The 14547-nt window shown below is 45.7% G+C and carries 11 protein-coding genes; 8 read left to right on the plus strand and 3 right to left on the minus strand.

The annotated features are described in order from the left end of the window. The first annotated feature begins 78 nt into the window (after positions 1-78). The gene (locus tag ACWPOD_RS16800; protein ID WP_134647127.1) at positions 79-1902 is read left to right on the plus strand and encodes a DUF3413 domain-containing protein; all 1824 of its coding nucleotides are present in this window, start codon (positions 79-81) and stop codon (positions 1900-1902) included. Positions 1903-1977: 75 nt separating this feature from the next. Here ACWPOD_RS16800 and ACWPOD_RS16805 read toward each other — a convergent pair whose 3' ends face one another. Continuing rightward, positions 1978-2952 (minus strand): TDT family transporter, encoded by a 975-nt coding sequence (locus ACWPOD_RS16805; protein WP_025533968.1) that lies wholly within the window; start codon positions 2950-2952, stop codon positions 1978-1980. Positions 2953-3061: 109 nt separating this feature from the next. Here ACWPOD_RS16805 and ACWPOD_RS16810 point away from each other — a divergent pair, with 109 nt between their 5' ends. The 3 genes from ACWPOD_RS16810 (at position 3062) to dapD (ending at position 5774) form a co-directional block, all read left to right on the plus strand. Next, positions 3062-3988, plus strand: a complete 927-nt coding sequence (locus ACWPOD_RS16810; RefSeq protein WP_134647125.1) for a LysR substrate-binding domain-containing protein — start codon at positions 3062-3064, stop codon at positions 3986-3988. Positions 3989-4116: 128 nt separating this feature from the next. Continuing rightward, on the plus strand, positions 4117-4413 hold the full coding sequence (locus tag ACWPOD_RS16815) for a YebG family protein (RefSeq protein WP_041852896.1): 297 nt from the start codon (positions 4117-4119) through the stop codon (positions 4411-4413). A 329-nt stretch (positions 4414-4742) separates the two neighbouring features. Then, complete coding sequence (gene dapD / locus ACWPOD_RS16820) at positions 4743-5774, plus strand: 2,3,4,5-tetrahydropyridine-2,6-dicarboxylate N-succinyltransferase (protein WP_134647122.1); 1032 nt, start codon at positions 4743-4745, stop codon at positions 5772-5774. 70 nt (positions 5775-5844) lie between these two features. On the opposite strand, the gene glpQ is transcribed toward dapD, so the two are convergent. Then, positions 5845-6900: a glycerophosphodiester phosphodiesterase gene (gene glpQ / locus ACWPOD_RS16825; protein WP_068864588.1), complete on the minus strand. Its 1056-nt coding sequence runs from the start codon at positions 6898-6900 to the stop codon at positions 5845-5847. A gap of 56 nt (positions 6901-6956) precedes the next feature. After that, complete coding sequence (gene glpT / locus ACWPOD_RS16830; protein WP_006742417.1) at positions 6957-8321, minus strand: glycerol-3-phosphate transporter; 1365 nt, start codon at positions 8319-8321, stop codon at positions 6957-6959. 897 nt (positions 8322-9218) lie between these two features. Here glpT and ACWPOD_RS16835 point away from each other — a divergent pair. From ACWPOD_RS16835 to glpD, 4 genes are all read left to right on the plus strand, one after another. After that, entirely contained in the window at positions 9219-10073 is an 855-nt protein-coding gene (locus ACWPOD_RS16835) for an MIP/aquaporin family protein (RefSeq protein WP_046875005.1), read from the plus strand. Positions 10074-10132: 59 nt separating this feature from the next. After that, positions 10133-11650, plus strand: a complete 1518-nt coding sequence (gene glpK / locus ACWPOD_RS16840) for a glycerol kinase GlpK (protein ID WP_006742415.1) — start codon at positions 10133-10135, stop codon at positions 11648-11650. Positions 11651-11809: 159 nt separating this feature from the next. Then, the gene (locus ACWPOD_RS16845) at positions 11810-12601 is read left to right on the plus strand and encodes a DeoR/GlpR family transcriptional regulator (protein ID WP_006742414.1); all 792 of its coding nucleotides are present in this window, start codon (positions 11810-11812) and stop codon (positions 12599-12601) included. A 176-nt stretch (positions 12602-12777) separates the two neighbouring features. Beyond that, positions 12778-14337 carry a glycerol-3-phosphate dehydrogenase gene (glpD, locus tag ACWPOD_RS16850; RefSeq protein WP_006742413.1) on the plus strand — a complete coding sequence of 520 codons (1560 nt, stop codon included), beginning with the start codon at positions 12778-12780 and terminating at the stop codon, positions 14335-14337. Positions 14338-14547 lie beyond the last annotated feature (210 nt).

Genomic DNA, 14547 nt, shown 5'->3' on the forward strand with positions numbered 1-14547 from the left:
CATTCGTCGCAACTATTCCATAATAAAAAACACTGTTTTATAATCCCACTACCCATAATTTATAAACAAACAAAAAGTATGTTTCGCAAACTGTCTTTCAACAGCGCTTGGCTGATTGCTTTTTTTGCTTGCTTTGCAGTGTATCTGTCGATCGCTTGTTATCCTTTTGTGTTGTCTAACAATCAGAATGAACCACTAACCTTGTTGCAAGGTTACTATTTGGTTTCGACTCAATATGGCTGGCTGGGCTTGATCGCTCTTCCATTTATGTTGTTGAGTTTATTGCTCTCTTTTCTACCGACTCGAGCATTCAAAGGCATCGTGATCGCTATCGCGATCTGTCTATTGATCATGTTTAAAGTCGATATCCTCGTTTTTCAGCAATACAAACTTCACATCAACGCCCTATTAATCCGTATGTTTTTCGAAGGTGGCGGTGATGTCTTCGATATTTCTTGGATGAGTTGGCTGATCTTCATCAGTGAAGTTGCCGTTCTGGTGATCGGGCTCGCTTGTACCGTTTGGGTAAGTAATCAACTGGCACAAAGCCGAGCTAAGTTCGTTTTGATCAGCGTCTGGTTTGCTGTATTGCTCAGCACACAGATGATTCATGCGTACAAAAACGCGCTTTACGACGATGAAGTCAGTCAGTTTTCGAATAACTGGCCACTTTACTACCCGCTGACGGCTCGTAAATTTATTTACAAACACGACCTAGTGGATGAGAACATTGCATCGAAGAACCGCGTAGAGTTAACCAACATTGAACGTAGCTCACTCAACTACCCGCTTGCGCCCATTCAAGTGCAAAGCAAAGAGAAGCAGCCCAATGTTTTGTTTATCTTGGTTGACGCGTGGCGCTATAGTGATGCGACGCCGGAAGTCATGCCAAATGTCAGCAAGTTCGCCGAAAAAACGGTGAATTTCACACAACACATGAGCGGCGGCAACTCAACTCAAGCGGGTATTTTCAGCCTGTTTTACAGCTTGCCCGCGACCTACTGGGAAAGCTTTTACGCAAGCCAACGCTCTCCTGTTTTTATGGATACGCTGCAAGCAGAAGGCTACCGCATGGGCATTTTTGGCTCGGCACCGCTCACCAGCCCGCCACTTTCTCGCACGGTATTCAAAAAAGTGTCGGACTTGACTCTGAGACAAACTGGAGAAACAGCAGTCGAGCGCGATCAGCAGATCACAGACAAGTTCATCGAGTTCCAAAAGCAGGACAGCGACAAACCGTACTTTGGGTTTCTGTTCTACGATGCCGCCCACGGCACAGTATTTCCCGAACCTGAATTTGCGAAATTCAAACCATACTGGGAACGCGTTGACCACATTTTGCTCAACAACGATTTTGACGCTTCGCTTTACCACAATCGATACAAGAACTCGTTGTACTACATCGATAGCTTGATTGGTGATGTGCTGAAAAACGTCGACTTAGACAACACCATTGTGGTGATTTCATCAGATCATGGTGAAGAGTTTAACGACCATAAGATGAACTATTGGGGCCACACGGGTAACTACAGTGACGTTCAAGTACATGTGCCTCTTTACGTGTACATGCCAAATCGTCAACCAGAGCAAATTGATTACCGCACGACCCATTTTGACGTCGTGCCAACCATGATGAATACGCTGTTTGACGTTCAAGGCACAACGAGTTCATACAGCGTTGGTCATAACTTGTTTGATAGCTCTGCCCCTCGCGATTGGTATATTGCTGGCAGCTACTACAACTATGCATTGGTCGGCAAAGAACTGATGCTTGTGGTCAATCCTGGCGGGCACTCTCAGCAACTGAATCGCCAGTTAAAAGTCGAGAAAGAACAGAAAGTTCCTGTCGATATCATTCGTCATTCTCTGGATGAGATGTCGCGATTTTACAAAAAAGGCTAGTGTCCAACATCGACGCCGATTGAAATAAAAAAGCCTCTTGGCTGTAAGACCAAGAGGCTTTTCCCTATCTGCTATTTAAGCGTGATGAGCGTGCATCAAGCGTGGCTGAATCAATAAGTTGTTGATGTATTGTAAAGCCACATAAGAGACAACAAATGTTGCCACAATCAACTCAAGACCAGCTAAGCCTCGCACTTGTTGAACATAGTGCGCAGCCAATCCTTGCAACTCCATCCAATTCGCCATTTTAAACAGCGCCGTCGCACCGATCACCATCGGGAAAGTGAACGCCGCATAGCCTGGGCTAAATGGCAGTCTAAGCAATTTAAAGAATGCGAGGTAAATGATGGCTGTCATCAATACCGCGATACCAAATAGCATAGCGATGATCACTGGTGATGGTGTCGCAGTGACCGTTAAGTACCCTGCCAATGATAGACTTGCTGGCGCTGCCATGATTGCCATTGTTGGTTTCGCTGCATCCGGAATTTCATGGGTAAACATGAAACGGTAAATCATCATCGGCAACATGATCGCGTACGCCACCATCCCAAACATCAATGCACCTTGTGCTACTGGTGCTAACATCGGGTTTCCAGAGAAAGACACATCCGCAACGATGATACCCACTGGCGGTACAAACCAACTAGGAACCATGTGGTGCAATTCAAAATCTTTGGCGCGATGGTAAACAAAGCTCACCAAGAACACGATGTGCAGAACCACTGCAATCAGCCAAAGCACATCACCAGCCAATGGGTAAAAATGGCCGAGAGAGTTCGATACCACCATAGTGCCCATCGCAAATGTCGGAACCACGCTACCCACAACCGGATGAGCAAGATCTTCTCTCAATAAATGGTTATGTAGCAAAAACTTGGTTGCCAATATAACCAACAATACGCTCGCAATACCCGCACTAATCCACTGTCCGTAGCCATGTAATTCGGCGAAGTTTTCCCAACTCCAGCCTAAGCTTGCAATACCAAGAGCCAAACCCGCCATCGGAGTTGGTGCTCCCATTACTTTTGCTTTTGTTCTTTGAATCATGATGACCTCAACCAGACTCACTCTTGATGGAGCGTATAATACGCTTGCACTTCGTTCCGATATATCTAATTATTTAAAACAAACGTTCAAAATTACTTAACGGTGGGGTATGGCAAGTCACATTTCTCTTAAACAACTGAAAGTGTTTACGACGATCACGCAGCACAAAACGCTCACAGCGGCTTCTGATAGTCTCTTTTTATCGAAAGCGGCAGTGAGCATGGCACTCTCAGAATTAGAAAAACAGATCGGCCATCACTTGTTTGATCGTGTTAATAACCGACTAATTTTGAACCAAGAAGGTCAAAAACTGCTGCCACTGGCGGATGAATTACTCAACCGAGCCAAAGACATCGAGAGCATTTTCGATGGTGACCAAGCGCTATCGGGACAACTTCGCATTGGTGCCAGCGACACCATTGGCAACCAAGTCGCGCCCTATTTGCTTAGCGAATTTCGTCAGCAAACGAACCATCGTTCCCAAAGCCTGTTCATTTCTAACTCTGCACAAATCTGCGACATGCTGACCGATTACGAGTTAGACATTGCCCTCATTGAAGGCAAAACACTTCATCCTGAATTGCAGTCCACCCAGTTTAGCGAAGATGAAATGTGCGTGATTTGCGCGCCAGATTCCCCAGCCGCGCACGAAGGGCCAGTAAACTTAACCGAGCTAGAAAACAGCGAATGGATATTGCGAGAGGCGGGGTCTGGTTCACGCGAATTCTTTATGCGCGTTGTCGCGCCGCGCTTGGAACATTGGCATGAAGCTTTTCAGCTCAATACCACCGAAGCGTTGATCAACTCAGTATCTGCTGGGCTGGGCTTAGGTTGCTTGTCACGTTTGTCTGCAGAACCTGCTATTCGTGACGGCCGCGTAAAACTGCTCGACATGCCTTTAGATATGAAACGTCGCTTCTGGTTACTGGTTCATAAAGAGAAATATCAAAGCCCATTGCTCAAAACGTTTATCGAATTTTGCCAAGATTGGGAACGACCAAATAACCTTTATCTAGAGAATACGCCCTCCAAGTAAAACGGAGATAGTTTAAATGCTGGTCAGTTAGTTGTACGTGTCTCTCATTCTTAGGCTTGTCGCTAGACTTAACTGGTCAAAAACTGTATAAAAAGCCAGTATCAATACACCAAGTTAGGGGACCAACCATGGCTGTAATCGTCAAGTACGTGGTAGAACGCAATGGAGAAGAGAAAATGACTTTTACCTCTAAAGCGGAAGCTGACGCATACGATAAAATGCTAGACATGGCAGACGAACTATTCACGCTGCTAGGTAAAAGTGAACTTCTAGAAGACGAAGGTAAGCAAGAAGATCTTGCGATGTACCTCGCTCAAAACAAAGAAGAAGTGCTTTACGCACTGGGTGCAAAACGCAAACCGGCACCAAAGAAAGCAAAAAAGCTTGAATCTGTAGAAGAAGACAAGCAAGAAGACGCTGCATAAGCCTCTCATTTGTTAAAGAAACGCCGCATCATGTGGCGTTTTTTATATCTGAAGGCACACATCATCATGGAAAGATCGCCCTTTCTTTCGAGCACAGATACGACAAATCGCCTTCTTTCATTTCAACAAACACCTGCTAATTGACCACCTCACAACCACATTTCTCATCAGACAGACATATCTCCCAAAAGACAAAAGGTATCCATCTACAGACTTTATCTATTTCCCCTCTTTAAACTCCCTAGCACTCTCATTATGATGGCTGACAACTTAATTATTTCTTGTCAGTGAACAGACGAGACACAAGACTCAACACATGGAGATCAACTATGGCTTTCTTTTCTCTAGCCTTTGGTACAGCGACTAAAAACCGCGATGGCAAAATCATTGAAGCGTTTTTTCCAAACCCAGTTCTTAACCCAAATGAAGAGCTTGTTAACGCACTAGCAGCAGTAACAGGTTACGAACAAGGCAACCAAGCTATCGAGATCTCTGCAGCACAAAGCGCAGAACTTGCGGCGGCTTTCGAAGCAAACGGCGATGCAGCAAACGCATCTTTCGCAACCAAAGCAGCAGAATCAGCACAGCCGCTTGTACTGGTTATTCTAGCTACGGATGAACAGCCACAATCTGTTGCTGAAGGCTTCCTAAAACTTCAACTTATCTCTAACCGTCTAGTTAAGCCACACGGCACAGTACTGGATGGTATCTTCGGTCTGTTGCACAACATCGCATGGACAAACGAAGGCCCAATCGACCTACCTGAGCTGGCTGAGCGTCAAATCGAAGCTCGCCTAGCTGGCCGTACGCTAAGCGTAGATTGCGTAGACAAGTTCCCTAAAATGGTGGACTACGTGGTTCCAACTGGCGTTCGTATCGCAGACACTTCTCGCGTACGTCTTGGTGCACACGTTGGCGAAGGCACAACTGTTATGCACGAAGGCTTCATCAACTTCAACGCGGGTACTACTGGCGTGAGCATGGTTGAAGGCCGTATTTCTGCGGGTGTGGTTGTTGGTAACGGTTCAGACATCGGTGGCGGTGCATCTATCATGGGTACACTATCTGGCGGCGGAAAAGTGGTGGTTTCCATCGGTGAAAACTCTCTACTAGGCGCAAACGCAGGTCTTGGCTTCCCAATGGGTGACCGTTGTACTATCGAATCAGGTCTATACGTAACTGCTGGTTCAAAAGTGCGCATGCTAGATTCTGCTGGCCAAGAAGTAGAAGTAGTGAAAGCACGCGATCTTGCCGGTGTTTCTGACCTACTGTTCCGTCGTAACTCTGTAACAGGTCAAATCGAGTGTCTTGCAAACAAGAGCGCAGTTGAACTGAACAGCGAATTGCATAAAAACAACTAATAAATAGTTAAGAAAAATCCCCCAGCAGGAAACTGTTGGGGGATTTTTTAGCTTACAGCAAAATGCGTGATTACTGATTTAAAAAGCTGACCGCTTTATCTGGGAAGTCAGTAAACAAACCATCCACCTTCACTTGGTTGTAGTACACATCCATCATGCCTTCAAAACTGTCCGTGTACGCTGGAATGCGTCCTGGATCGGCACGGAACGTGTATGGATGCACTTGCAAGCCAGCGTCTTTTGCAGCCTTCATCAACGGCTTGATGATGATATTGTCTTTGGTTGACTTATCATCCACCAGCATCGGCTTCCAAGGTCCAATACCTTCGGCGTAACTCGCCACTTTCTTCATGCCGTCGGCTTCGAACATCCAATCATAGCTGTATGGCGTTGCTGTATCGCCTTTGTACACCATAGTTTCGTTCCAATCGGTGTAAGCCATGAGCTGAACGAGCTTTAAATCCATGTCCATTGCGGGCATCAACTCACTGTTAATGCGTTGCAGTTCGTTCGCATCAAAACACTGCAGGTAAACTTTGTCGTCTTGCGAGTCGTAACCGTACTGCTTCAAGACTTTAAGCACCGCTTTAGAAATGTCCTTACCTTCATGACGATGGAACCAAGGCGCTTTAATTTCTGGGTAAATACCGATGTCGTAACCCAACGTCTTGTTAAGTCCTTGGATCAGCTCAATCTCTTCAGCAAACGTCGGCACGGTAAAATCCGATTTCCACATTGGGAATCGTGTCGGATAACCAGCGACCTTATTACCTTTGTCATCGATATTAAAGCCTTCAGTTACTCGCAGCGATTTGATTTCCGCCAGTGTGAAATCAATCGCGTAGTAGCGACCGTCTTTGCGTGCGCGATCAGGAAAACGCTCCGCAACATCCGTTACACGATCTAGATAATGGTCATGCAACACGACCAACTGGTCGTCTTTCGTCATTACCACATCTTGCTCTATGTAGTCAGGTTTCATTGCGTAAGCAAGCGCTTTGGCTTCTAGCGTGTGCTCAGGCAAGTAACCCGATGCGCCACGGTGTGCAATTACAAGCGGTTTCGCAATCGCACCAGCTGAGAGGCTAAGTGCTAAAAAAGTAAGACATACTGACTTTGTTTTCATTGTTATTTCCTTGATAAAGCGAAGAGGCAGTATTCCACTGCCTCTTTAAATAAATATTACGCTAGCGCTTCCTTTTCGCGCTCTTTTTGCTCGTGGTGCGCACGCTCACCTAAGAAGGCGTACATCAAACACACAATAGAAGTAATACAAGAACCCACTAAGATGATAAAGCCACCATCCCAGCCAAAGTGGTCTACCGTGTAGCCCAGAATCGCGTTTGCGGCAACTGCCCCACCTAAGTATCCAAATAAACCAGTAAGACCAGCAGCAGTACCAGCGGCTTTCTTCGGAGCGAGTTCAAGTGCGTACAAGCCAATCAGCATAACCGGACCATAGATTAGGAAGCCAATTGCAATCAGTGCCATCATGTCCACCATTGGGTTACCAGCAGGGTTAAACCAGTAAACCATCACTGCAACGGTCACTAGCACCATAAATAAGATGCCAGCAGGTGCACGACGACCTTTGAACAATTTGTCTGAAATCCAACCACACAATAATGTGCCTGGAATGCCGGCCCATTCGTATAAAAAGTAAGCCCATGACGATTTATCTACCGAGAAATCCTTCGCTTCTTTTAGGTAAACAGGTGCCCAGTCCAGTACGCCGTAACGAATTAGGTAAACAAATGCGTTTGCAATTGCAATCGACCAAAGCAGCTTGTTGTTGAATACATACTTAAAGAAGATTTCCTTGGCTGTCATTTCTTGTTCGTGCGACTTGTCATAGTCATCAGGATAATCGTCTTTATACTCTTCGATCGGTGGCAAACCACAAGATTGAGGCGTATCGCGAACCGTCATCCAAACAAACACAGCAACCAACGTGGCGAAAAATGCAGGGACATAAAATGCAGTGCGCCAATCATCGTTAAATGCCCACAGGCCAAGAATAAATAGTGGACCAATCAAACCGCCACCCACGTTGTGTGCCACGTTCCAAACCGAAACGATCTCACCACGCTCTTTACGTGACCACCAGTGCACCATGGTTCGTCCACATGCGGGCCACCCCATGCCTTGGAACCAACCGTTCAAGAAAAGCAAAATGAACATCGCAGTGACGCTGCCAGTCGCCCATGGCATAAAGCCAAAGCAAAACATCACTAATGCAGACATCAGTAGGCCGCCACTAAGGAAATAGCGAGGGTTGGAGCGGTCAGAAACGCTGCCCATTAGAAATTTAGAGAGACCATATGCAATGGAAACAGCTGCCAGCGCGACACCTAAGTCACCGCGGCTAAAGCCTTGCTCGATAAGATAAGGCATCGCCAAACTGAAGTTTTTACGAACCAAATAGTAACCGGCGTAGCCAACAAATATACCGATAAAGAGTTGCCAACGGAGGCGAGAGTAGGTGCTATCGATACTGCCTGGGGACAGACGATCAATGTGCGCCTTAGGTTTGAATATTCCAAACATAGGAACCTCATTATTTTGTATGCGATGGTAAAAAAACACAAAAGGAGCGAACGAAACAAAAAAATCTTCGTTCGAAAGTTCATGAATTGTATTGAGTTAGGATTTTATTTCTGTGACAAATGTTGCACATGAATTAAATATAAGTAAATACAGTAAATTAGAGCGCATTAATTAGACCATCGTTCAACTTTACTCATAATTAGTTAATATGAAACTGATGTTTCAACCTCTCATTTGAGCATTCCAATTCGAAACCAATGAAACAAAGGCTCGAATAAGAACACAAATTAACCGTAAAAAGGGTGTTTCACATCCATCCTTGTTACGCGAAACCACTAAATAACTAAAAAGATGAAAAATGTTCGCGCTTAGTATCAAACGAAATAACAAAACTAATGTTATCTGAACTCAAACCTAGACAGTGATTCACGAACACAAGACATAAACCATATTTATTTTCCTCTCCATTTTCATAATTAACACTAATTTGGATAACAAGTTCCTCTCGAGATATAAACATAGCAACGCATTTTCTTATATCACCGCTAGTCCTTGATGTACTTGACCTCACCTTACCTCTTTAGGGTTAATTACTACGCAAAATCTGAGTAATAAATCCCCAAGCACGTAGCAGCTTCACAAAACTCCTCTTACCAGTTGTGCATTCTTTTTCACATCGGTAATTTGAGCGCTTCCAAAACACACTTCGTAGCAAAGAAGTTCTTTTCGTTGTTTTCTTTTTCGATTAAAAGATGCGCCATTTAACAAAAACGAAGACTTTGATTAACAATTTTATGCTCAAACGCTCATTTTTAACGCGCGTTTGTTTTCGCAAACGTTTATATGTGCACAATAGTATCGTGCTAGACAGGCAAAAATGATCAAAGGACTTTTAACATGACAACGAACAAACACCCCTCTCTGCTCGGAGAATGTTTGGCCGAGTTTATCGGTACAGGACTACTTATCTTCTTCGGCGTAGGCTGTGTCGCAGCCTTAGTTCTAACAGGCGCATCATTTGGACAATGGGAAATCAGTATTGTATGGGGCCTAGGTGTCGCCATCGCTATTTACTGTACTGCCGGCGTTTCAGGCGCGCACATCAACCCAGCGGTAACCATCGCACTCGCTATGTTCCATGGTTTTGATAAGGCGAAAGTGGTGCCATACATCATCGCCCAAATGCTTGGCGCATTCTGCTCTGCTGCGTTGGTTTACAGCTTATACAGCAACCTTTTCACCGACTACGAAATCGCACATAACTTCGTCCGCAGTAGCCAAGATGCACTAGCAACCGCTGGTATCTTCTCAACCTATCCACATGCTTCCCTCTCTTTCTTTGGCGCTTTTGCTGTGGAATTCGTTATCACTGCCGTGCTGATGTTTGCGATTTTGGCTTTGGGCGATGAAAATAACGGCGCAGCACGAGGCGCAATGAACCCGCTGTTAATCGGTATTTTGATTGCCGTGATCGGTGGTTCTCTTGGTCCACTAACTGGCTTCGCGATGAACCCTGCGCGCGACTTTGGACCGAAACTGTTCGCTTACTTCGCAGGCTGGGATTATGCTCTGACAGGTGCTAAAGACATTCCTTACTTTATCGTGCCTTTACTTGCTCCGATTGCAGGTGCGTGTTTTGGTGGTTGGTTGTATCCAAAAGCGATTGCGGCTTACCTTCCACAACAAGGCCACGGCTGTACAATTCCAAACCAATGTGAGACGGAAGAAGAAACAGAAGAAGCTAGAGCTTAAAACTGACGCAACTCGAACATTTACTAAAATATAAATAACGAAACAAAAGGATTCTTACCATGACTGAGCAAAAATACATTGTTGCCCTAGACCAAGGTACGACAAGCTCTCGCGCAGTAATTCTTGATCATGACGCGAACATCGTAAGCGTCGCACAGCGCGAATTTACTCAGATTTATCCAGAGGCAGGTTGGGTAGAACATGACCCAATGGAAATCTGGGCAACACAAAGCTCTACGTTGGTAGAAGCTCTAGCTAAGTCTGGCATCCGTAGCGACCAATTGGCGGCTATCGGTATTACTAACCAGCGTGAAACTACCATCGTCTGGAATAAAGAAACAGGCAAACCCGTTTACAATGCGATCGTATGGCAATGTCGCCGTACTGCTGACATCTGTGAAGATTTAAAAGCGCGTGGTCTAGAAAACTACGTACGTGACAACACTGGTTTGGTGCTTGACCCTTACTTCTCAGGTACCAAAGTGAAATGGATTCTGGACAACGTTGAAGGCGCGCGCGAAGACGCAGAAGCAGGCAAGCTGTTGTTCGGTACCGTCGATACTTGGTTAGTTTGGAAGATGACTCAAGGCCGCGTTCACGTGACCGACTACACTAACGCATCGCGTACCATGCTATTTAACATCAACGATCTATGTTGGGATCAGAAAATGTTAGATGAGCTTGGTATCCCAGCGTCTATGATGCCAGAAGTGAAACGCTCATCGGAAGTTTACGGTAAGACCAACATTGGTGGTAAAGGCGGTACTCGTATTCCTATTTCTGGTATTGCTGGTGACCAACAAGCTGCGCTTTACGGCCAAATGTGTGTTGAAGCGGGTCAGGCGAAAAACACTTACGGCACGGGTTGTTTCTTGCTAATGAATACGGGCCAAGAAAAAGTCACTTCGACGCACGGCCTACTTACAACTTTGGCTTGTGGTCCTAAAGGTGAGCCTGCTTATGCACTTGAAGGTGCCGTATTCATGGGTGGTGCTTCTATCCAATGGCTACGTGATGAATTGAAAATCCTAAACGGTGCAGAAGACTCTGAATACTTCGCAACCAAAGTGGATACCTCAAACGGCGTTTATGTCGTGCCTGCCTTTACTGGTTTAGGCGCACCATACTGGGATGCCTACGCACGTGGCACGATTGTCGGCCTTACTCGCGGCGTGAACTCAAACCACATTATCCGTGCGACTTTGGAAGGCATCGCTTACCAAACTCGTGACGTACTGGATGCGATGCAAGCCGACTCAGGTATTAAACTTGCGAATCTTCGCGTCGATGGCGGTGCGGTAGCGAATAACTTCCTAATGCAGTTCCAATCAGATGTATTGAATACAGAAGTACACCGCCCTCAAGTAACAGAGGTTACCGCTCTTGGTGCAGCCTACCTTGCAGGTCTTGCCGTGGGTTACTGGGACAGCATTGACGAGTTGCAGAATAAAGCGGTGCTTGATCGCACGTTTGAGCCGCACGATGATGAAGAAAAGCGCAATCGTCGTTACAAGGGTTGGAAACGCGCAGTGAAATGTGCGCAAACCTGGTCTGAGCTTCACGACGAAGAAGATTAATCTCACCTCCATACGAAAAAAGAGCGCCATTTGTGCGCTCTTTTTTGCGCTTTGCCCCTGATTCCTGAACTCGCTTACTTCTCACAACGCGCAAATTCGAGCACAATAGAGCTTCGAATTTGAAGCATTGGCCGTTACCAATGCACAAGGGAGTGGTAAGTGAAGCAAATACCTCGACACCAACAGATTGTTGAGTTGGTGAAAAAACAAGGCTATGTCAGCACGGATGAGTTGGTAGAAAGATTCAATGTCAGCCCACAAACCATCCGACGCGATCTTAATGAACTCGCCGACGACAACAAAATTCGTCGTTATCACGGTGGTGCAACCATCCCTCTCAGTTCTGAAAACACATCTTACAACACGCGTAAAGCGCTCAACTTCAATGAAAAAGATGTCATTGCAGACGAGGTGGTCAAGCACATTCCTGATGGCGCGACTCTATTTATTGATATCGGCACCACACCAGAAGCGGTTGCGCGAGCGCTCAATAAAAACCATAAACAGCTACGCGTGGTTACCAACAATATCAACGTGGCAACCATTCTCTTCCCCAACCCAGAGATCAAAGTCATCTTAGCAGGCGGTGAAGTTCGAAGTCGCGATGGCGGCATTGTTGGAGAAGCCACTCTCGACTTCGTTAAACAGTTCCGTCTCGACTTTGGCATTCTTGGCATCAGTGGTATCGACTTCGATGGTTCACTGCTGGATTTTGATTATCACGAAGTAAGAGTCAAACAAGCGATCATCGACAACAGCCGCAGTGTATTTCTTGCTGTCGACCACACCAAGTTCGGGCGCAATGCCATGGTGAAGCTAGGCAATATCGCTCAGCTCAACATGATCTTTACCAACAAGCAGCCACCAGAAGAAATCTTGTCGATTTTAAAAGAAGCTTCAATTCCACTTGAAGTCGTTGAAGCGAACGAGACAAACTTCGAAAACGAGTAGTTCCAATCATTAATTTGCCTCTCAAATGACCTCTGTCTTAATTAGGCAGAGGTTTTTTTGTGCCTAAATCACACAAAACGCTCACAAACGAAAATAATAGATGATCACAAACGAAACCTAAGCTAGGATTAGATCATGTTCTAAAATGCTCGTTCGCTCACCAAGAGGTCAAATTTATGAGTATACAAAAAAATGCTTCCACTACTAGCTCATCCACTACCTTAGACTTGATCGTAATTGGTGGCGGCATTAACGGGGCTGGTATTGCGGCAGACGCAGCTGGCCGCGGTTTGAGTGTTGGCTTATACGAAGCAAGTGACTTCGCGTCCGCTACTTCTTCGGCAAGTTCTAAACTGATCCACGGCGGTTTACGCTACCTTGAACACTACGAGTTTCGTTTGGTTTCGGAAGCGCTCGCAGAACGTGAAGTTATTCTTCGCAAAGCGCCTCACGTTGCACTACCAATGCGTTTCCGTTTGCCTCATCGCCCATTCCTACGCCCAGCTTGGATGATTCGCTGTGGTCTGTTCCTTTACGATAACTTGGGTAAACGTACGACTCTGCCAGGCAGCAAAACCGTCAACTTAGCGAAATCGGGCTTGCTAAAACCAGAAATGAAAACCGGTTTCGAATACTCTGACTGTTGGGTTGATGACGCGCGTTTAGTATTACTTAACGTTCTGGCTGCTCGTGAAAACCATGCAGAAGTACGTAACTACTGCCGCGTAGAAAAAGCACACCGTGAAGGTGGTATCTGGCATGTCACAATTCATGACGTGATGACAGACCAACGTTTCGAACGCAAAGCAAAAGCACTAGTAAACGCAGCTGGCCCTTGGGTAAAACAGTTCTTTGATGATGGATTAGAGCAAGCCTCTCCTCGTAACATTCGCTTAATCAAAGGCTCGCACATCGTTGTTCCTCGTATCCACAACGAACCGCAAGCCTACATTCTTCAAAACAAAGACAACCGCATCGTATTTATGATTCCTTACTTAGATAAGTTCTCAATCATTGGTACAACAGATGTGGAATACAAAGGTGACCCACGCGAAGTGGCAATCTCAGATGACGAAGTCGATTACCTCATCGACATCGTAAACCAACACTTTGTCCACCAGCTGACTCGCGAAGATGTGGTTTGGACATACAGCGGTGTTCGTCCTTTATGTGACGATGAATCTGACTCTCCGCAAGCGATCACACGAGACTACACGCTAGAACTCGATGCGGAGTACGACCATGCACCTCTGCTTTCTGTCTTTGGTGGTAAGCTGACGACCTACCGTAAGCTGGGTGAAGCGGCAATGAAAAAGCTGGCTCCTTTCCTACCAGAGATGGGAAGCGACTGGACGGCAAATCAAACCCTACCTGGTGGTAACTTCAGCTGTAGTCGTGAACAATTAGCTAAACAAATTCATGCTAAATACGCTTGGGCGCCAGAAGCATTGATTCTTCGTTACGTGACACAATTTGGTACCCAAACGTGGAACTTAATGGAAGGCACAGCAAGCGAAGCTGACCTTGGACACGCGTTCTCATCGCAAGCCGGCGGTGTTTACCAACGTGAGATCGACTACTTAATGAACCATGAAATGGCAATGACCGATGAAGACATTTTGTGGCGTCGTACCAAGCTTGGTCTGTACATGAACGACGAAGAAAAGCTGGCTTTATCGGACTATTTAAAAGAAAAGCTACAGCAGAAAGTGGTTAATCTTTCTCAAGTTGGCTAGCTGCTCCTCCCCTCCCCACTAGAAAGCCTGCCTCGCTGCAGGCTTTTTTATTTTGCTGTTTTTACACCACACTTTGGCTTGCTTCACTTGATTACAAATAAGAGCAACTATTCATAGACATTTAGCGTTAAATGCAATCATACTCATTTAAATAATTATCCCTGAATAACTTCATGGCGCTGGGTTCAGAACGTTATCACTGATGCACTT

Source organism: Vibrio sp. JZG120 (genome assembly GCF_053890955.1).